Source organism: Mucilaginibacter tolerans (assembly GCF_030519375.1).
Taxonomy (GTDB): domain Bacteria; phylum Bacteroidota; class Bacteroidia; order Sphingobacteriales; family Sphingobacteriaceae; genus Mucilaginibacter.
Genome location: NZ_JAUMKB010000005.1, coordinates 167,834 through 185,897, shown reverse-complemented (window position 1 = coordinate 185,897; position 18,064 = coordinate 167,834). Strand labels below are relative to the sequence as shown.

Sequence of the window (18,064 nt, the reverse complement as noted above, 5' to 3'; positions counted from 1 at the left end):
CGGCAAGTCCAAAAGAAAAATATAGTAGTTTACCTTCTTTCAGACTTGCTGTCTCCCGACTTTCGGACTACTTCAACTCCCTGTCTGCCGATTGTCTTTCTACCATCCAGCCCGGATATTCCTTCGGAAGGGCGCTAACTTCGTTGATCCGCTTCAGGTCATTTTCTGATAGTACCAGCTCAGTCGACTTCACATTGTCCAGCAACTGGTTCGGGTTTTTTGCTCCGATAATGGTGCTGGTGATACCTTTCTGTAGGCGCACCCAGGCCAAGGCTACCTGCGCAGCCGAAACGTCATATTGTTTACCTACTTCGGTAATCACATCAATAATATCATAGGCTCTTTCTTTATTCACCGGAGGGAAGTCGAAAACGTCCCGGCGTGAGTCGCCTGCTTTTTCGTTATTGCGGGTATATTTTCCGGATAAAAAACCCCCTGCCAGTGGGCTCCATGGCATTACGCCTAAATTCTGATCCAAAGCTAACGGCATAACCTCGCGCTCAATATCACGGCCAGATAATGAATAATAATATTGCAGACCTACAAACTTGTTCCAGCCATGCTTATCGGCTATGCCTAAAGCTTTCATTACCATCCATGCGGGCCAGTTGCAAACAGCAATATAGCGCACTTTGCCTGTGAGAACGATATCATTTAAAGCCCTCATAGTTTCTTCAACAGGAGTTTTTGGGTCGACGCCGTGTACGTACAGAATATCGATATGATCCATTTGCAGGCGCTGTAAGCTCTCATCTACCGATTGGAAAATATGGTAACGTGACAGGCCCACATAATTCTTACCTTCGCCCATACGACCACGTACTTTGGTAGCTATTACCAGTTCATTACGATTAAGCCCCAGATCAATGATGGATTGTCCCAATAATTGTTCTGATTGGCCAAAAGAATAAACGTTGGCTGTATCGATAAAATTAATGCCCGAATCAACTACTGTCCTCATTAGTTCATTAACGCCATCCTGCTGAAGTTTGCCGATATTTTCCCAAATGCCGCCGCTGCCGCCAAAGGTCATTGTACCAAAACAAAGTTCAGACACCACCAGACCGGTGTTTCCTAAAAAGTTGTATTTCATAAGTGTTGGATTGATTTGCAGTAAAATTGAGTTTTTTGTGGGAATTCAACAGTCAGAGGAGCGTAAAGTTGTGTGTTAGTTAACCAGTGATGGATTAATCAGTTATCAGGAAGAAATAAGTCAAGGCACTGATAACCGGTTAACTGATTAACTAGTCACTAAACCACGTACTCCCATTCCCAAACCTCGCCCTCTTCTTCATCAATAGCGGTGCCTATCAGTTTGAAGTTGTTTTTACGGAGTATGCGGACGGAGTAGTTTTCCTCTTTTAATGTTTGCGCGGTGATACGGACGGCAGGATCAGTTTGAACGGAAAGCTGCACAAGCATCTGTGCTATTTTTGTGCCAATACCCTGCTTTTGATATTGCGGGAAAGTTCCGTAGGCAATTTCTACCTTGTTGTTTACCGGCTGACCTTTAAAGGCCGCTGCGGCAACCAGGTCGCCGCCCATTTGTACATAGTAGCATATCCATGGGGGATTATAACCAACCTTTTTATAAAAATCAATACACATATAAATGCTTTCCTGGCAATCAGGGTGGGCGGTAAATTCCGGGTTTTCTTCCAGGTGTTCCTGAATGGGTATTAATTGCATGCTTCTCAAATATACTATAATATGCCGGTACAGTGATGGCGCCAAAACTTAAAGTTTAATAGTCGTGTTGTAATATCAATGAACCGAATTTTAAAGAAGCTGGAAAAGATAGGGCGCGATCCAAAGATCACGGCCAAAGCTGCCGGGCTGCGATATGTTGCCGACTCGATGCCGGGATACACCCGAAGGAAATCTGGAAAAGGATTTGCTTTTTATGATGCTGATGGTAAGTTGGTTAAGGATAAAGATTTGATACATCGCTTTAATAGCCTTGTTATTCCTCCGGCCTATACCAACGTGTGGATATCTCCTTATAATAACGGGCATTTGCAGTTTACCGGGACAGACGCAGCAGGGCGCAAGCAATACCGCTATCACCCTGAATGGAATAAACTGCGCAATCAATCCAAATACTATCACTTGCGGTTATTCGCGGAATACCTGCCCACCATCCGTCAACAGGTGGATAAAGACCTTGCCCGTCAAAACCTTGATCATGATAAGGTTGTGGCCTTGGTGATACGCATTATGGAATTAACCAGTATCAGAGTAGGGAACGAGTCGTATAAAAAACTCTATGGTTCATTTGGCTTAACTACATTGATGAACAAACACGTTAGAATCGAAGGAGCAAAAATCGATTTTGAGTTTAAAGGCAAAAAGGGAGTTTATCAAAAGATAGCTCTGCATAGTAGAAAACTAGCCAGGCTTATAAGACAATGCCGCGATATACCCGGAAAAGAGCTCTTTCAATATTTTGATAATGAAGGCAATAAGCGTTCCATCGGTTCCGAAGATGTGAACCATTATTTGAAAGATATCACCGGAGAGGATTTTACAGCTAAAGATTTTCGCACCTGGGCGGGCAGCGTAAGCGCTTTATATGCCATAAAGAAAGCAGGCGGGTTTGATACCATTACGGAATGCAAAAGGAAGATCGTAAGTGTGCTGGATGAGGTAGCAATCAACCTGGGAAATACTCGTGCAGTTTGTAAAAAATACTATGTGCATCCTACGGTGATTAAAAGCTACGAGGAGGGAACGATTTTTAAATATATCTCGAAATTGGACAGGAGCAATGACGTAAATACAGCAGAACTCAACCTGGCAGAGAAAGCGCTGATAGAAATTTTAGAAAACGAAAAACTCGCCGAAGCGAGTTGATGTTTTTAACCATTTATTTTATCGCTTTTTTTATTTTTCTGAGCCACCACATTCTAGCGCCACTCACAATTTGGCTGCAAAGCGCCAGACAAACCAACAATCCCAAAATCTTAGATGGGACTCCGAAAATATCTCCTGTATGTATCGCCCTGTTGGCAATTTTAATGCGCGTGCCTGTTGGTGCTGTTCTTGAACTTTCTATAAAAAGAACCTTAGTCGAATAGGGATCAATCATAACCATACTTCTACCTCCGGGGGTAAGGTCCTCTGGATATCTGCAACGGATAGAATATGCTTCAGTTTGCCCTGGTATATTAATATCGAACGGGCTGGCACCCGGCAATGTTAAACGGGCAAGTTGCAATGCGCGATCAGGCGATATTTGTTTCACATTAGTTTGCGGTACAATTTTAAATTCCGGTCTTTCAATTGATTTGCTCGAGGTAATTCTGTTTAATAAAGGCGTGGTTTTATTTTCAAATCCAATAATCACACCGGTTATAACGGATATCATAATAAAAACGAAAGAAAATATACCGATCATGCTATGAAGATCAAACCATTTTTGCCGGGACTGGCCGCTTGCTCTAATTGATACGCGCTTTTGCTTCCACCATAAAAATAAACCTGATGGTAAAATGATAAGTAGCACCACCCCGGTCCAGCTCATTATTAGTTTACCTGTATCGTGGTTGTCCCGAAATGCTAATCGCAAATGAAGCTGATGAATAATATTTTGAGCCTTTTGCCAGAAATCAGGCCCTGCCATCGTTCCTAAAACTTTTCCATTGTATTGATTTATATAAATGGTTTGAATATTGGTATAAACCTGATAAGAAATGCCCGGGAAAGTTGATAAGTGATACCCGACAATTGTATCATGTGGATATTCTTTATTAAGAGTATTAGCAATATCGGCAATAGAAAGGGCTTTTCTTCTAGGTTCCACGTATGAGAGTTTCCTGTGAACCCAATGATCAATTTCGGGCTCAAAAGCCATAAAGCACCCTGTGATGGCAAACACTAATATTAATGGGCATAATATTAACGATGCGTATAAATGCAGTTTAAAAACAAATTTGTGCATAATATTTAGTTGAGACAGACACAAGGACCCTCATCCCTGTGTAAACAGGGAACGAGGGTAACTATTAACTGATCTATTATTAGGTTGATTGAGCTAGGTGGTTGATTAAGTTGAATAAGTTTTGAGTTTACCAGCCACTTAACTTAATCCAACTCAATCAACCGATAACTACTTCTTCTTAGTCGTTATCTCAATTACACCGTTCTTGCCTTTTTCGCCATATTTCTTTTCTGCTGTTCCGTCTTTTAGTACGGAAATGGATTGTATATCAACAGCGGAAATGTTTTTAATGCTCTTGGCTTCTTTCCCGTTGATAATAAACAAAGGTTGCCCCTCACCGTCAATGGTCAGTTGATCATTATTTGTGTTGAATTTACTCACGTATATTTTTTTCGGTTTGCCATCAGGATTCCCCTTTTTATCGAAACCTTGTACGGTAACAACATTAGGAGCATCGTTTGAAGTTATTAAAACGTCGGTACTTGGTTTGGCAGTAACATAAACGTGATTTTTCACAGCGGTCATCGTTTTGGCCTTTACCGCTGGGGAAACGCCTGTTACAACTACCGCATTTATAGTTTTGCTGCTGTTGGTTTCTTCTTCAACTTCTGTTGCATTATCAGAAGATCTGGCAACGGTATAACTCATTGTGGTACCAACAGAGCTACCTGTCGCTATATCCGGAGAGCCGTTTATTGACATGTTATGGGCCCCAGCCAGTGTGCCATCGCCCACAGTTTTGTCAATTTTTTCTTTCAACTTTTTGCCGGCTTCTGAATCTTCGGTGGTTACAAACATTACCTGTCTGTTGTTATCCAGTTCGGGATAAAATTCTTTTGCGGTTTTTGCATTCAGCAGCTCAACGCTTTTTATGCGTTCTGGATCAATCGCCTTTACTTCTTCTTTACTTGATTTTTTACCGTTTAACACATAGTTGACGGAATCAGCTTTGGCATCGGACATTACCATGAATGATTTTCTGCCATTTTTTGCCTTGCCTGAATAAATAGTGTCAGCATTGATATTTGCTTTTTTAACAAGAGCTTTGGCTAAAGCGGGCTTGGTTGCTTTAATGGTAGTAGATGATTTTTTTATGGGATTTTCCCTGTTACCAACAATAGCAACATGGCTTATAGCCGTGGCGATAGTTTTAAACGTATGTTTAGTAACTTCGGCTTTTGACAGACTGAAAGTGAGCAGTAAAACAACAACTGCGGGTACAAGGAGTACATACCGGGTAATGTTATAACCCGATGATTTTTTTGCGTTCATCATAATGATGCGTTTTTTAATGGTTGAGATATTAAAATGATTAACAATAGTGTTGGGCATAGCAGCAAGACTTACGCTTACCAAACTGTATTGGTATTCCTTGCTGTCTGCACCCTTTTGTAGTATTTTTCGATCAGTAATAAATTCAAGATTTTCGCGAACAGCCTTTTTCATCAGCCATACACCCGGATTGAACCAGTAGAAAATAGTGCTCAGTTCGGCGAGCAGCAAATCGAGTGTGTGCCACTGGCTTACGTGTATTTGTTCGTGCTGCAGTACATTTTTCAATTCAGCCGGAGATAGTTTGGTAGGATTGACATAAACGCTGCGCCAGAATGAGAACGGACCGATATCATCTTTCAGCAAACGGACTTTATGCTCGTCGATCTGCCCGGGCTGCGAACGGCGGTACAACCGCAACAGCGAAAACAATTGCATCACCATACGCGCGGCAAACAGAGCAACTCCTGCCCAGAAGATCACCTCGACCCATTGCCAATAATCAGGCTGATACAGCGGTTTTACCAGGTTTTTAGCCGGGGTTTCCCAATTAAGTATGACGGTTGGTACCGGTTCAGTCAGTTGCTGGTGGCGCTGAACAAAATCAGACAGGTTTATTTTCGGGTAAAGGGTCGAAAAAATAATGGCCGTTACTAGGTATATCCGGTTTAGGGTATAAAAAGTAAGGTGACGCAGCACCAGATAATAGCCGCCGCAGAACAGCAGCAGGGCCATATTTACTTTAAACAGAAACAGAAATAATGCTGGCATGGCTGTTATTTTTTATTGTTTTCAATCAGGTTGATGATCTCTTTCAGGTCGCTGGCGCTGATCTTTTTCTCGTTTGCGAAAAAGGTGACCAGGTCCTTGTATGAATTCTGGAAGTAATCGCTCACAAAGCCGTTCATGAAACGCTTTTTATATTCCTCTTCTTTAATAGCCGGAACATAGCGATAGGTATTACCTACTTTTTCGCTTTTAACAAAACCTTTACGCTCCAGGTTCTTTATGGTAGATGCAAGTGTAGTGTAGGGGGGCTGTGGTTCCTGGATTGCATCAAGAAAATCCTTTACTGATCCTGAGCCGCATTGCCATACAGCCTGCATAGCTTCTTCTTCCTGTTTGGTTAATTTTTCCATATCAATTACGATTGTTTCGTAAATCTACGAACTTTTCGTAATTATCCAAATTATTTTACATTTTTTAACAAATTAAACCCTTCTTATAGGGCAAAGTATAGTTGTAGTATATTACCTTGCAGTAAAATGTAAGAAATATGGCTGCAATCACCACAGTAATCACCGGAGCTACATCAGGTATTGGTAAGGTAACTGCATTGGAGTTGGCTAAAAAAGGTCATGCCATTTATATGCTGGTACGTAACACCGCAAAAGGGGAGCAGGTAAAACAGGAGATAATTGCAGCAGGCGGCAATAAGAATATTTATGTAGTGGAATGCGATATGGCTGATCTGCAAAGTGTGCGTAATGCAGCTGCAGAGCTGACAGGCAAATTATTCGGTATCAATATCCTGATCAATAATGCAGGAAGTGCTTTTGTGGAAAAGCAATTCACTAAAGACGGTTTTGAGATGACCTTTGCAGTAAATCATTTAGGACATTTCCTGTTGACCGAAAGCCTGATGCCTTTGCTAAAAAAGGGACAAGCAAGAATTATCAATGTGAGCTCCGAAGCGCACCGCTCGGCAAAACCCAATTTTGATGACCTGAAATGGGAGGTAATACCTTACAAGGCATTAAAAGCTTATGGGGTAAGCAAACTCTACAATATCTACTTCACCAAATCGCTGGCCGAAAAGTATAAGCAGGATGGCATTGTATCCTACGCTTTGCATCCCGGTGTGGTGAATACCCATATCTGGGATGGCGTTAAAGGTTTTGCAAAGCTATTTGTAGGTCTTTTAAAACTATTTATGATAACGCCTGAGAAAGGCGCTGAGACTACCATTTACCTCGCTACCGAACTAAGACTGGAATCAAAAAGTGGTCTTTACTTTAAAAAATGTAAGGTCGATAAACCTGCTCCAATGGCTGATGATGTAGCTGCGCGACAACGTTTATGGGAGATAAGTGATAAATTAACCGGCACCAAAAACAAACCAACTGTTTAAACGTATTTTTTCTATTACATTGTCATTTTTTTGTCAGGTATTTATATATTAGTCCAAATTCAACACCTTATGATAATCAGCAAAAAATTAGCCATTACCGCCGGACTGTTTGGCGCAATGGCATTGGGCATAGCTGCCTCTATGCCGCAACAGGGTCCTCCGCCTAAACTGCAAAACCTGAAGGTATTACCCAAAAATATTCCCTTTAAAGATCTTGACCATATAATGGATATGTGGGCAGAGTCATTAGGTGTCCATTGTAATTTTTGTCATGTGCGTAATGCGCAAACTAATAAAATGGATTTTGCCAGTGATGCAAAACCTGAAAAGGAAACAGCACGTCATATGTTCAAAATGACGTCCAAACTCAATAAGAAGTTCTTCAAAGCGGAAAAAGATTCATTAGGCATGGTGATGGAAAGCAGCGTAAACTGTTATACCTGCCACCATGGTACAGCACATCCCGAAATAAAAATCCCTGAAAGACAACGTGGTCCGGGCGGCCCTCCTCCGGGCGGTGCCGGTTCACCTCCGCCGCCTCCTCCGGGACAATAATTTGATTTCAGATTTACCAATTTAGATTTACGATTTTTCTAAAATACAGACGCTCCTTTTCCGGGAGCGTTTTCTTTTTTATCGCTGTTAGCTGTATTTTTATTGCATGACTGATCAATCATTTATTATTCGGGATGCTACTGTAGATGACCTTCCGGGCATTCTGGAAATTTATAATCATGCTATTATTAATACGACCGCAGTTTATAGCGAAGAGCCTCATACGCTGGATATGCGCTTGACTTGGTATAATGACAGGATCAGTAACGGTTTCCCTGTTTTTGTTGCTGAAATAAATGGGACAATAGCAGGCTTTGGTACTTTCGCTCATTTTAGGGCATGGCCATGTTACCGATATACTGTGGAGCATTCGGTTTATGTGCATATAAATCATCGCGGCAAAGGGTTAAGCAAGTTGCTTATACGGCCTTTAATTGATCGTGCTCGTGAAATGAAACTGCATGCCATGATAGCCGGAATAGATGGGGAGAATCAGGTGAGCTATCACCTGCATCAATCGTTTGGCTTTATTGAGGTGGCGCACTTCAAAGAGGTTGGTTTTAAATTCGGGCGCTGGCTCGACTTAAAATTCATGGAGCTAATTTTAAGTTTAGATTAAAAAAAATAAGCCAACTTATTCATTGTATCTTAGACTTTTACGTTAATTAACTAAAGCAAAAGTGGCCTTAATGACATGAAAAACAGTGTTTTTTGGACCTGAAAGGAAAACTTTAGATGCAAGTATGACGTAGAAGTACGCGATCTGTTATAGGTAAGATTAATAATAGATATGTTCTTTACCCAATCACAAAAATCCCTTGCCCGTCTGTGTGCGGGCAGGGATTTTTTTGTTTAAAGATGTTATTATTATACCTTTAACTTCAATTTTTTCCTCTCCAAAAATCCACCAATAATTACCACAATAAAAGCCACCGCCCACGACCGGAAGAAACCACCCCAACCGTAATTAAGGGCTTGCGGATAACGGAAACCAACCAATTTATAAAAACCAACTTGCAAATAGGGGATAAGATAACAAGTTAACGTAGCTGTTCCTGCCGGCCAAATTAGTTTAAACCAGTTTTTTTTGCCCTTAAAATCCACCAAATAGATCATCAACTCGAAAACTAAAATGGATATGCCGATACAGATCAGTATCCATGCCGGAGTAGCGCGGATTTTTGATATGCCATCAGTATAAGGGCGCGCCAGGAATCCGACGGCAATTGATGCGCATCCGGCTACGAACATCCATAGCCATAAACCTGCATGGAACCCTTTCTTCACCATCCGGGCATACCACAATGAGACAATAGTACCTGCCATGATGGAAAATTCGGTAGCTCCATCGTGAATTACCCACAAATGCATACGCAGCCATTTACCGTGATCCAATATATTAATCGCTGCAAATATCAGAAAGGCAATGATAAGGATTGACATTTTGCCCTTTGCGAAAAAATAGATCAGCGCGCAAACCAAATATCCCCAACCGATAAGCCCTAAGATACCCCACCAATGTGGCTCCATGCTGTTACCTTCGCGGCCAACATACAGAAACGCCATTAAAAGTAAAACGAGCCATCCTCCACCTATCAGGAAGTATTTTTTTACATGGTTAATGGTAGCGGGGTAATCAAGCCATATCAAAAAGAAAGCAACGGTTATCAGTATTTCCCATAAACCTTCAGACAGAATAGATGCTTTGCCATATTCTTCCAGGTTCACATGGAAAAAGCCCATCACAATTAATGCAAACGATCGCGATATAATAGAAAACAGGACAGATTTGGAGGAGTCCCCTTTTTGTAATTTACGGTCCAGCGCCAGGGGGATAGATAAGCCGACGATAAACAGGAACGTAGGGAAAATGGTATCGGCAAAACCCATCGCATCTTCTGTTCGTTTGGCGTGATCTATCCATTCGGGAATGCCTTTAACGCCACTCAGGTCATTGACAAATATCATCAACAACATGGTTAATGCCCTTACAGCATCAATAGACAACAGGCGCTTTGGGGCCTCTTTAAAGACAATCGATTCGGTCATAATCGTAATATAGTTTTAGGGTCGATTAAAGATGATAAAAATGCATCGTATTCACTGTAATATTTTGGTGATAATAATACATTTGCCATCGTCATGTACTTCATATTATCAAAGGTTCTGCTCTTTATATTATTTCCACTCAATTGGATTATGGTCTTTTTGCTGGTGGCTCTCTTTAGCAAGCGACCGAACCGAAAGAAAAGATGTTTTATAACAGCCATCACTTTATTGATCATTTTTAGTAATCCGTTGTTGCTGTATCTGTTTGCAAAAAATTGGGATGTGTATCCTGAAACTTTGGTCAAAGGAAAAGAATACAGCGCGGTGATCGTTTTGGGGGGATTTGCTGGTGAGGACAAGAATGGTAACGGGGTGTTTAATGGATATTCCGATCGTTTTCTACAAGGTTTGCAGCTAAAAGAACAAAACAAAGCGTCGCACATCCTGATAAGTAGTGGTAACGGTAATCTGCAAGCCAGTAGTTTCAGGGAAGCAGCCTGGGCGAAGAGTGTATTGAAAGAGTTTAACCTGCCGGATAGCGCCATATTGAACGAACAGGAATCGCGAAACACCTTCGAGAACGCGGCCTTTTCAAGAAAGCTATTACTGCAAAAACATTTGCCGCCCCCTTATTTGCTTGTCACTTCAGCCTGGCACATGCGACGCGCACAATACATTTTCAAAAAAGAAGGATTACAAGTTATTGCACAACCAAGCGGGACAATAACGGGTAATCAGAAATTTGGCTTTTTGGGGTCTCTCGTTCCGGATGCCGGTGTATTGTCGGGATGGCCTGTTTACCTGAAAGAGCTGGTAGGTGTGATCGTGGCTCATCTCAAATAGTCTTGTTTTAAATCAGCACAAATCTTATACATTTGTTAGGATGAAGAAAATCCTGGTAGCCAATCGCGGCGAGATCGCGTTAAGAGTAATGCGTTCGGCCCGCGAGATGGGAATAAAAACGGTGGCTGTATATTCTGCTGCCGACCGAAATGCCTTACATGTTCGCTATGCCGATGAGGCTGTTTTCATAGGTGAAGCGCCTTCCAGTAAATCTTACCTTGTTGGCGAAAAGATTATCGATGCCTGCCGCAAAACGGGTGCAGAGGCAATACATCCCGGCTATGGATTTCTTTCTGAAAATGCAGCTTTTGCACGAATGGTAAGAGAGGCAGGTCTGATCCTGATCGGCCCCTCACCCGAAGCGATGGAGGTAATGGGTAATAAGCTGTCGGCCAAGGCAGCAGCTTTGAAATATAACATCCCGATGGTGCCGGGAACTGAAGAGGCTATCTCTGATATTGCCGAAGCAAAAAGCCGGGCTGTTGAAGTGGGTTTTCCTATACTGATAAAAGCCGCAGCAGGCGGTGGGGGTAAGGGGATGCGTATAGTAGACAAAGTAGAAGATTTTGAGGAACAAATGCACCTGGCAGTATCCGAAGCGACTTCGGCCTTTGGTGATGGCTCCGTATTTATCGAGCGGTATGTATCCTCGCCGAGACATATCGAGATACAGATTTTAGGAGATACACATGGTAATATCGTTCATTTATTTGAGCGCGACTGCTCGGTGCAGCGCCGTCACCAGAAGGTAGTGGAGGAAGCGCCCTCATCAGTACTTACGGCTGAAATACGCGAGGAAATGGGGCGCTGCGCGGTGGATGTAGCAAGGTCAGTTAATTATACCGGAGCTGGTACTGTGGAGTTCATTATGGACGACCAGCTTAATTTCTATTTCCTCGAGATGAACACCCGCCTGCAGGTGGAGCACCCGGTTTCGGAACTCATCACCGGCGTCGATCTGGTAAAAGAACAGATTAATATTGCCCAGGGCTTACCGATCAGTTTTAAACAGGAGGACCTGGAAATTAATGGACACGCTATAGAGTTACGCGTATATGCCGAAGATCCTGAAAATAATTTCCTGCCGGATATCGGGACACTACAGACTTATGTGACGCCAAAAGGTCCCGGCGTACGTGTTGATGATGGATTTGAGCAGGGAATGGAGATACCGATCTATTACGATCCGATGATCGCCAAATTGATAACTTACGGTAAAGACAGGCAGGAAGCTATTGAACGGATGATCCGGGCTATTGATGAGTACGATATTACCGGCATTACCACAACGCTCGGTTTCGGAAAGTTTGTGATGCAGCACGAGGCTTTCACCTCAGGTAATTTTGACACCCATTTTGTGAAGAAATATTTTACTCCTGAGGTGTTGCACGCTGGATCAGAAGATGAAGCGCTAATTGCTGCTGTGGTGATGGAGAAATTACTGGGGAGGAAAACTGGAAGTACGTCTTCGCAGGCAATAAATAATGGTGTGTCGGATTGGGTAAAAAACAGACGGGAACTATGATATACCCTAGAGACGCGATGCATTGCGTCTCTGCAAATACCAATCAGAGCACTATTCATCCAAAAATTCCTGAACCAATATCGCCGTCGCCTCAGGTTGTTTGCCTGGCTTTGCAGTTACCTCGCCAAGGCAGGCACCATGTGTGCCTGGTAATACCGCTAGTTGTGCTCCAGGAATCATGTGCGATAACTTTACGGCGTGTTCTACCGGCATTACATCCTGGCTGCCTGTAATGATAAGCGCCGGCACTTTTATGCCGCGAATAGACTCATCAGGGATGTCTTTAAAGTTTTTCATTCGTTCCACATCTTTGTGAAACATGTTCAGCAATTTGTCATTGTCGGGTGTTACCTTTAAAAAGGCCGTTTTAAGTGGTGTTGGCATCATATCAATAGTAACACCTTCAAAACCATCAAAAAACCCGGGGAAAAACCCTTCCCGCTGGTAAGCACCGGCAACGTCGATAATTTTATTCACCACTTCGGGGTGCCTGATGGCGATCTGCAAGGTGGTAGTACCACCATTGCTAAAACCCAGGATGTTGGCCTTATCTATTTTTAGATATTTTAGCAAGGCCGCTACATCGTCGGCATCCTGCTCGAATGATTCGGATGCATTCCGGTCGCTTGTGCGGCCATGAGCTTGCAGCTCAACCGCTATTACTTTATTGCTTTTTGAAAGTATGGGTAATATTTGGGCGTATGTCACCTCAATGGTTGCGCCGCCACCATGGAGCAGCACCAAAGGTATAGTTCCTTCGCCATGAATTTCGTGATACATGTTGATGCCGTTTACCGGGGCATATCCGGATGCTTTTAAGTTTTCCATAGGTTTTGCTTTTTGGGCTTTTGAGGTAACAGCTGATACACTGAGTACAAATACAAACAGCACGTGTTTGATGATTGACCGGTGCATAAAGCCCGCTTTAATATATGTTTTGAATGCCCATTCCTTTTAGGTAAACGACGAGCTTTTCGACATTCTGTTTTAAGCCTTCATCGGCCTTGAATGTTTTTACCACCTGGATCAATTGTTCCCTTGTATCGAAAAGCATATGCCATTTTAAATGTGTCTGCTCGTCTTGCTGTTCAAAAATAATAGTGGCAACAAAATGCGGGCCGGTAATATGCTCATATACCAGCATTTTCAGCGGGATCACTTCCCTGAATATGCTTTTGTTTTTATAATCGGTGCCATCGGGGCCATGCATCACCAGATCCCACTCGCCGCCAGAACGAATGTCCATTTTAGAGATCGTGTTAGTAAATCCATCCGGTCCCCACCAGTTGGCAATGTGTTCGGGTTTGGTCCATGCTTCCCAAACCAGTTCTACCGGAGCATTTAATGTTCTTGTAATAATCAGCTCCCGATCATTTGTGTTACTTTCCATATCTTTCTTTTTTAAGCACTTCAAGGTATTTTTCCAAAGCATCCAGTTTGCTTTCCCAATGCTTGCGATACTGGTCAATCCATGCGGATACTTCGCTTAGCTGATCCAGCTTCGCCTCGCAAAACCGGTCGCGTCCGCGTTGTTGAACAGTGATCAAGCCGCAATCCATCAGTATTTTCACATGAAGTGATATGGCCTGCCTGCTGACATCAAATTTCTCCGCAATCGAATTTACATTGTGGGGCTGGTCGGCAATCATATTGATAATTGCCCTTCGGGTTGGGTCGGCTATGGCCTGGTACACATCTCTTCGCGCTATCATTGTGCAAGTATTTGATTGTAAATATAAATGCAAGTATTTACTTGCGCAATTTTATTTTAGAAAAAATTTACAGATTGATTTTCAACGCTAATTCATTTATTAGCTCACTTTGGGCAGCATTGATCTTTATTTTAGCTAATCCGGTATCAAACCAGGCTGCTTTATCAATTTCAGGAAAGGTTTGTTTTTTACCCGAGCGGGGAGGCCATTCGATTTCAAAAGTATTGCTCACCATGGTTTTATGATCTACATCTCCTTCAATAGCCCATGCATGGACGGTTTTGCCGCCCTTTTGCCGAATCGGTGTAAGCGCTGTAAAATTGCCATGTATGATTTGACCTGTCTCTTCCAGAAATTCCCGTTTGGCTGCATCTAAAGGATTTTCATCATCAGCAAATTCGCCTTTGGGGATTGACCAACTGCCATCGTCTTTATTTTTATAAAATGGTCCACCAGGATGAACCAGGAATACCTGAAGCTGATTATTGATAAAGCGGTAAAGCAATATCCCGGCACTTTGTTTAGCCATGGAAAATAGATTTAAAGCAAGTTAACAAAAGCCAAAAGTTAAATTATTATTTTTGTTCACTATCAAACCGAAAAACGATTATGGCCGATAATAGCTGGACCCGATTCACAATCAAAGCAGATTTTAATACAGATGTACGCACCATTTACCAGGCGTGGACAACACCCCAGGGACTGGAGAGCTGGTTTTTGCGCAAGGCCAATTTTTATGCAATAGCCGGCAGATTGCGCGAACCGCATGAATCTATATCAAAAGAAGATGTATATGAATGGTACTGGCATGGGTTTGATGACAGCACGGTTGAAAAAGGTGAGGTGCTGGAAGTAAACAGCATCGATTTTTTGAAGTTTACCTTCAGTGGCGGCTCAATCGTAAGTATTTCTCTAGAGAGCAGGAACGGTCTTACCATTTTGGAACTGACGCAGGAAAACATTCCGCAGGAAAACGATCCGCTTAAAAATTTGCTGGTTCAATGCCAGGTAGGGTGGACGTTCTATTTGGCTAACCTGAAATCGATAGTAGAAGGCGGAATAGATCTGCGTAATAAACGCCTGGACATAGGCAGTAATTTTAAATAAAACAGACAATATAATTTTTATTGCGTCGTAAATTCGTCGTCGAAAATATAGCAACATATGTTTACCGGTATCATTGAAACATTAGGAGAAGTAACCGAACTGCGGCAGGAGCAGGGTAACCTGCACATAACGGTGTCATCACCTATAGCAGCAGAGTTAAAGATAGACCAATCGGTTGCGCATAATGGCGTATGTCTCACTGTGGTTACTTTGTCTGACGGTAAGCATACGGTTACGGCTATCGATGAAACCCTTCAAAAATCAAATATTGGCCACCTTAAGGTTGGGGACCTGATAAACCTGGAACGCTGCATGCAAATGAATGGTCGGTTAGATGGCCATATCGTACAGGGGCACGTGGATCAAACCGCAATTTGTACTGAGTTTAAAGAGATGCACGGCAGTTGGGAGTATACTTTTGAATATGACCCGGCAGTAGGTAATGTAACCGTAGAAAAAGGCTCCATCTGTGTAAATGGAATTAGTCTTACAGTGGTTAACTCTAAAAAGAACAGCTTTTCCGTGGCTATCATCCCTTATACTTTTGAGCATACCAACCTGCAGCAGGTAAACGTCGGCTCGGTAGTTAACCTCGAGTTCGACATTATTGGTAAGTATGTAGCCCGGCTGATGGGTACGAATACTAATGCGACAACTTCTTTAAACGCGATTTAGCATAAGTTAAGTAAACACTTTGCACTTGCGGAGGGTTTGTCTTAACGTATTTTCGGTAATATTTTACGGCAATGGTTTTATTCTTCAGCTCCGAATCATATAGATTAGCTAATACATAATAAATGATCATCGGTTTGCTATCATACAACAAGCTTTTCTGATAGGCATTTACCGCCTTGTTTAGTTTATGAATCTTCTCGTATGAATCGCCCATTTCGCTGTAATAAGAATCGACATTTGATGAGATGGCCTTTTTGATCGCTTTATTTAAATAAACAATTGCTGTATCCTGATTATGCAGAGCCTTGTAGCTCATGGCAGTATAATAGTAGGAAGTTTCGCTCGCTGTTTTGTTAGTCTCCAATATTTCAAATGCAGAAATGCATTTATTGTATCGTTTCACCGTAAAATAAGATATCCCCAGCATATTGATCACATCGCCGGATACAAATCCTCCGGCAATTAATTGCTGACATAGCGTAATGGTCTGTTGAAATTTCTCCATATGGTAGCTGATAATTGCCTCCTGATGAAGCAATAGTAGATTGGATGTATCTGCGTTAAGGGCTTTCGAAACAATAGTATCGGCTTTTGGATATGACTTTTGATTGATAAAGATCGTTGCCAGATCAGCTGCCACATCCGGATCGATAGGGTTAATCTGATTTGCTTTCTGCAGATAGCTGCTGTCTGCTTTAAGATCGCCGGTATTATATGATATAGTCGCCAATTGCTTATACACATTGAAGTTGGTGCTGTCTTTTAGCAATATCTGCTTAAAGTAGATCAATGCCTTTCCGTTGTTGCCTCTCCGTAAATAAAGGTTGCCCAAATTGTACTGAAGAGAAACGCTGCTTGAATCCTTTTGATAAATGCGTAGGTAATAACCTTCTGCATCGCCCAGTTTGCCCGCCATTTGCGAGGTATAAGCCAAACCGGAAAGTATTTTACTATCAGTAACAGGTTCTGGATAAGTTTTTCGCAGGTAATCCAAAGCATCTGCGAAATGCTGGTTCTGGTAGTATTCTAGTAGTAAGGCATCGCCGGATTTGTTATTCTGTTGGGCGAAGGATGGTCTGGCTCCGAGTATAAGTATAAAGAGTAAGAAAGAGGGTTTCATATAAACTAAATTATTAGTTTAAAATTGAAAATGCAAGAAGATTAAACAAAATGAAGGTTTTTACGGTTATTAGCTAAACAACAATTGATTTAAGTTATGGATAAGATTAGAAAGTTTGAGTTGATGGAAAAGATTGTCCATGAATTGGAGGATCTGAAAAACAGTCAGCAGGCCATTATACAAAAGTTAACCAAAATAGAAGTGGATAACATTGACCTGGGTGATAAGCGCCTGGAAAAAGACCTGCCAGATATGCATCAGCGTGTATCTGATAACCTGGATACGATAGCTGGAATTTTGGAGGATTTTGCGCAGAAAACCGACCAGTTTAACAGTCAGAACAACATTACTGCATTGAAGGAGCAGGAAGCCCTCAACAAGTAAAGAAAAAGATAGTCCCCGGGAACGGGGACTTATTTTTTGGTGCTCCTTTCAGCATCGTGGTTATATTTCTTAATTGCTTTATAGTATTTTCCCTTTTCGATTGCTTCCAGTGCATCAGTGTTTTGCCCAACCATTTTAATTAGGTTGTCCTTATTGTACTTTTCAATAGGGCCATCGTTTAATTGAATACCAACAATAGCTGAAGGCTCAAAATTTATTTCATTGAGCAAGCCACCTCTTTCGGTGAGATAATTTAAACTCTTGGCGTAAACTGTCAACGATCCATCGATCACTTTAAACATCCAGCAACTATCCTTAGGCATACCATATGATTCCTGGCCTGATGAACTATTTATAACGGTAGAAATATATAATGTTTGATCAGAATAAATCCTTTGAAACCGGTGTGCGCTATCTGATTTTGGATATTTTTTATCTACAAACAATAAAAAATTTTTGTGCGAAGTTGTGTCTATATACATAAATGAAACAACTTGTTTTACTGAACTGTCTTTAAATGTAACCTGGTAATTAGCACCCTTGCCTGCATATGTTCTCCAATTCGCAGTCATCATCGCTTGCATTTGCATTTGCATCTGGAACCGCTGATTCATATACTGTTTATTCAACTGACTATAAACCTGGTTCATGGTCATTCCGCGTGGTTGTGCGAAAGATGGAAGACTTAAAACAAATAATAAACTTATGGAAAGAATGTGGGGGGCTTTAAATGTACTTTTCATGATAAAGA

21 protein-coding genes are annotated in these 18,064 nt (G+C 41.9%); 9 read left to right on the top strand and 12 right to left on the bottom strand.

What is annotated here, in order from left to right; all coding sequences use genetic code 11:
- Positions 1–67: 67 nt before the first annotated feature.
- Both Q3A68_RS09215 and Q3A68_RS09210 read right to left on the bottom strand, forming a co-directional pair.
- Positions 68–1,093, bottom strand: coding sequence for an aldo/keto reductase (locus Q3A68_RS09215; RefSeq protein WP_302900780.1), 1,026 nt, complete (start codon positions 1,091–1,093; stop codon positions 68–70).
- Between the two features lie 158 nt (positions 1,094–1,251).
- Positions 1,252–1,689 (bottom strand): GNAT family N-acetyltransferase, encoded by a 438-nt coding sequence (locus tag Q3A68_RS09210; RefSeq protein ID WP_302900779.1) that lies wholly within the window; start codon positions 1,687–1,689, stop codon positions 1,252–1,254.
- 78 nt (positions 1,690–1,767) lie between these two features.
- Here Q3A68_RS09210 and Q3A68_RS09205 point away from each other — a divergent pair, with 78 nt between their 5' ends.
- The gene (locus Q3A68_RS09205) at positions 1,768–2,853 is read left to right on the top strand and encodes a DNA topoisomerase IB (protein ID WP_302900778.1); all 1,086 of its coding nucleotides are present in this window, start codon (positions 1,768–1,770) and stop codon (positions 2,851–2,853) included.
- Positions 2,854–2,866: 13 nt separating this feature from the next.
- Here Q3A68_RS09205 and Q3A68_RS09200 read toward each other — a convergent pair whose 3' ends face one another.
- The 3 genes from Q3A68_RS09200 to Q3A68_RS09190 all read right to left on the bottom strand — a co-directional run bounded on the left by Q3A68_RS09200 (position 2,867) and on the right by Q3A68_RS09190 (position 6,351).
- Positions 2,867–3,940, bottom strand: a complete 1,074-nt coding sequence (locus Q3A68_RS09200) for a PepSY-associated TM helix domain-containing protein (RefSeq protein WP_302900777.1) — start codon at positions 3,938–3,940, stop codon at positions 2,867–2,869.
- A gap of 168 nt (positions 3,941–4,108) precedes the next feature.
- Positions 4,109–5,983 (bottom strand): M56 family metallopeptidase, encoded by a 1,875-nt coding sequence (locus Q3A68_RS09195; protein WP_302900776.1) that lies wholly within the window; start codon positions 5,981–5,983, stop codon positions 4,109–4,111.
- Between the two features lie 5 nt (positions 5,984–5,988).
- Positions 5,989–6,351 (bottom strand): BlaI/MecI/CopY family transcriptional regulator, encoded by a 363-nt coding sequence (locus Q3A68_RS09190; protein WP_302900775.1) that lies wholly within the window; start codon positions 6,349–6,351, stop codon positions 5,989–5,991.
- 137 nt (positions 6,352–6,488) lie between these two features.
- On the opposite strand from Q3A68_RS09190, the gene Q3A68_RS09185 reads away from it, so the two are divergent.
- The 3 genes from Q3A68_RS09185 (at position 6,489) to Q3A68_RS09175 (ending at position 8,517) form a co-directional block, all read left to right on the top strand.
- Positions 6,489–7,343, top strand: a complete 855-nt coding sequence (locus Q3A68_RS09185; RefSeq protein ID WP_302900774.1) for an SDR family oxidoreductase — start codon at positions 6,489–6,491, stop codon at positions 7,341–7,343.
- A 69-nt stretch (positions 7,344–7,412) separates the two neighbouring features.
- Positions 7,413–7,898, top strand: a complete 486-nt coding sequence (locus tag Q3A68_RS09180; RefSeq protein WP_302900773.1) for a c-type cytochrome — start codon at positions 7,413–7,415, stop codon at positions 7,896–7,898.
- A 106-nt stretch (positions 7,899–8,004) separates the two neighbouring features.
- A complete protein-coding gene (locus Q3A68_RS09175; protein ID WP_302900772.1) occupies positions 8,005–8,517 on the top strand; it encodes a GNAT family N-acetyltransferase in 513 nt (170 codons plus the stop codon).
- 248 nt (positions 8,518–8,765) lie between these two features.
- Here the strand turns inward: Q3A68_RS09175 and Q3A68_RS09170 are convergent, their stop codons facing one another.
- Complete coding sequence (locus Q3A68_RS09170) at positions 8,766–9,947, bottom strand: DUF5009 domain-containing protein (protein ID WP_302900771.1); 1,182 nt, start codon at positions 9,945–9,947, stop codon at positions 8,766–8,768.
- A gap of 228 nt (positions 9,948–10,175) precedes the next feature.
- On the opposite strand from Q3A68_RS09170, the gene Q3A68_RS09165 reads away from it, so the two are divergent.
- Both Q3A68_RS09165 and accC read left to right on the top strand, forming a co-directional pair.
- Positions 10,176–10,790: a YdcF family protein gene (locus tag Q3A68_RS09165; RefSeq protein ID WP_302900770.1), complete on the top strand. Its 615-nt coding sequence runs from the start codon at positions 10,176–10,178 to the stop codon at positions 10,788–10,790.
- Between the two features lie 40 nt (positions 10,791–10,830).
- Positions 10,831–12,315 (top strand): acetyl-CoA carboxylase biotin carboxylase subunit, encoded by a 1,485-nt coding sequence (gene accC, locus Q3A68_RS09160; RefSeq protein WP_302900769.1) that lies wholly within the window; start codon positions 10,831–10,833, stop codon positions 12,313–12,315.
- Positions 12,316–12,366: 51 nt separating this feature from the next.
- Here accC and Q3A68_RS09155 read toward each other — a convergent pair whose 3' ends face one another.
- The 4 genes from Q3A68_RS09155 to Q3A68_RS09140 all read right to left on the bottom strand — a co-directional run bounded on the left by Q3A68_RS09155 (position 12,367) and on the right by Q3A68_RS09140 (position 14,556).
- Positions 12,367–13,230, bottom strand: coding sequence for an alpha/beta fold hydrolase (locus tag Q3A68_RS09155; protein WP_302900768.1), 864 nt, complete (start codon positions 13,228–13,230; stop codon positions 12,367–12,369).
- 10 nt (positions 13,231–13,240) lie between these two features.
- Positions 13,241–13,705 carry an SRPBCC family protein gene (locus Q3A68_RS09150; RefSeq protein ID WP_302900767.1) on the bottom strand — a complete coding sequence of 155 codons (465 nt, stop codon included), beginning with the start codon at positions 13,703–13,705 and terminating at the stop codon, positions 13,241–13,243.
- Complete coding sequence (locus Q3A68_RS09145) at positions 13,695–14,027, bottom strand: ArsR/SmtB family transcription factor (protein ID WP_302900766.1); 333 nt, start codon at positions 14,025–14,027, stop codon at positions 13,695–13,697. The genes Q3A68_RS09150 and Q3A68_RS09145 overlap by 11 nt, the downstream gene beginning before the upstream one ends.
- Before the next feature lie 67 nt (positions 14,028–14,094).
- Entirely contained in the window at positions 14,095–14,556 is a 462-nt protein-coding gene (locus Q3A68_RS09140; RefSeq protein ID WP_302900765.1) for an NUDIX hydrolase, read from the bottom strand.
- Between the two features lie 80 nt (positions 14,557–14,636).
- Here Q3A68_RS09140 and Q3A68_RS09135 point away from each other — a divergent pair, with 80 nt between their 5' ends.
- Together Q3A68_RS09135 and Q3A68_RS09130 are read left to right on the top strand one after the other, a co-directional pair.
- On the top strand, positions 14,637–15,134 hold the full coding sequence (locus tag Q3A68_RS09135) for an SRPBCC family protein (protein WP_302900764.1): 498 nt from the start codon (positions 14,637–14,639) through the stop codon (positions 15,132–15,134).
- Between the two features lie 57 nt (positions 15,135–15,191).
- Positions 15,192–15,809: a riboflavin synthase gene (locus Q3A68_RS09130; RefSeq protein WP_302900763.1), complete on the top strand. Its 618-nt coding sequence runs from the start codon at positions 15,192–15,194 to the stop codon at positions 15,807–15,809.
- On the opposite strand, the gene Q3A68_RS09125 is transcribed toward Q3A68_RS09130, so the two are convergent.
- Positions 15,778–16,929, bottom strand: a complete 1,152-nt coding sequence (locus Q3A68_RS09125; RefSeq protein WP_302900762.1) for a tetratricopeptide repeat protein — start codon at positions 16,927–16,929, stop codon at positions 15,778–15,780. The two genes, Q3A68_RS09130 and Q3A68_RS09125, sit on opposite strands and share 32 nt — an antisense overlap.
- A 96-nt stretch (positions 16,930–17,025) precedes the next feature.
- On the opposite strand from Q3A68_RS09125, the gene Q3A68_RS09120 reads away from it, so the two are divergent.
- The gene (locus Q3A68_RS09120; RefSeq protein WP_302900761.1) at positions 17,026–17,313 is read left to right on the top strand and encodes a hypothetical protein; all 288 of its coding nucleotides are present in this window, start codon (positions 17,026–17,028) and stop codon (positions 17,311–17,313) included.
- Between the two features lie 29 nt (positions 17,314–17,342).
- Here the strand turns inward: Q3A68_RS09120 and Q3A68_RS09115 are convergent, their stop codons facing one another.
- On the bottom strand, positions 17,343–18,056 hold the full coding sequence (locus Q3A68_RS09115) for a hypothetical protein (protein ID WP_302900760.1): 714 nt from the start codon (positions 18,054–18,056) through the stop codon (positions 17,343–17,345).
- Between the last annotated feature and the right edge of the window lie 8 nt (positions 18,057–18,064).

Excerpts from the sequence above, each read along its gene's own strand:
- Q3A68_RS09170 (WP_302900771.1), bottom strand. The coding sequence starts at position 9,947 with ATGACCGAATCGATTGTCTTTAAAGAGGCCCCAAAGCGCCTGTTGTCT.
- Q3A68_RS09140 (WP_302900765.1), bottom strand. The coding sequence starts at position 14,556 with ATGGCTAAACAAAGTGCCGGGATATTGCTTTACCGCTTTATCAATAAT.
- Q3A68_RS09200 (WP_302900777.1), bottom strand. The coding sequence starts at position 3,940 with ATGCACAAATTTGTTTTTAAACTGCATTTATACGCATCGTTAATATTA.
- Q3A68_RS09210 (WP_302900779.1), bottom strand. The coding sequence starts at position 1,689 with ATGCAATTAATACCCATTCAGGAACACCTGGAAGAAAACCCGGAATTT.
- Q3A68_RS09145 (WP_302900766.1), bottom strand. The coding sequence starts at position 14,027 with ATGATAGCGCGAAGAGATGTGTACCAGGCCATAGCCGACCCAACCCGA.
- accC (WP_302900769.1), top strand. The coding sequence starts at position 10,831 with ATGAAGAAAATCCTGGTAGCCAATCGCGGCGAGATCGCGTTAAGAGTA.
- Q3A68_RS09135 (WP_302900764.1), top strand. The coding sequence starts at position 14,637 with ATGGCCGATAATAGCTGGACCCGATTCACAATCAAAGCAGATTTTAAT.
- Q3A68_RS09205 (WP_302900778.1), top strand. The coding sequence starts at position 1,768 with ATGAACCGAATTTTAAAGAAGCTGGAAAAGATAGGGCGCGATCCAAAG.
- Q3A68_RS09185 (WP_302900774.1), top strand. The coding sequence starts at position 6,489 with ATGGCTGCAATCACCACAGTAATCACCGGAGCTACATCAGGTATTGGT.
- Q3A68_RS09215 (WP_302900780.1), bottom strand. The coding sequence starts at position 1,093 with ATGAAATACAACTTTTTAGGAAACACCGGTCTGGTGGTGTCTGAACTT.
- Q3A68_RS09195 (WP_302900776.1), bottom strand. The coding sequence starts at position 5,983 with ATGCCAGCATTATTTCTGTTTCTGTTTAAAGTAAATATGGCCCTGCTG.
- Q3A68_RS09150 (WP_302900767.1), bottom strand. The coding sequence starts at position 13,705 with ATGGAAAGTAACACAAATGATCGGGAGCTGATTATTACAAGAACATTA.
- Q3A68_RS09130 (WP_302900763.1), top strand. The coding sequence starts at position 15,192 with ATGTTTACCGGTATCATTGAAACATTAGGAGAAGTAACCGAACTGCGG.
- Q3A68_RS09115 (WP_302900760.1), bottom strand. The coding sequence starts at position 18,056 with ATGAAAAGTACATTTAAAGCCCCCCACATTCTTTCCATAAGTTTATTA.
- Q3A68_RS09175 (WP_302900772.1), top strand. The coding sequence starts at position 8,005 with ATGACTGATCAATCATTTATTATTCGGGATGCTACTGTAGATGACCTT.
- Q3A68_RS09125 (WP_302900762.1), bottom strand. The coding sequence starts at position 16,929 with ATGAAACCCTCTTTCTTACTCTTTATACTTATACTCGGAGCCAGACCA.
- Q3A68_RS09120 (WP_302900761.1), top strand. The coding sequence starts at position 17,026 with ATGGATAAGATTAGAAAGTTTGAGTTGATGGAAAAGATTGTCCATGAA.
- Q3A68_RS09155 (WP_302900768.1), bottom strand. The coding sequence starts at position 13,230 with ATGCACCGGTCAATCATCAAACACGTGCTGTTTGTATTTGTACTCAGT.
- Q3A68_RS09190 (WP_302900775.1), bottom strand. The coding sequence starts at position 6,351 with ATGGAAAAATTAACCAAACAGGAAGAAGAAGCTATGCAGGCTGTATGG.
- Q3A68_RS09180 (WP_302900773.1), top strand. The coding sequence starts at position 7,413 with ATGATAATCAGCAAAAAATTAGCCATTACCGCCGGACTGTTTGGCGCA.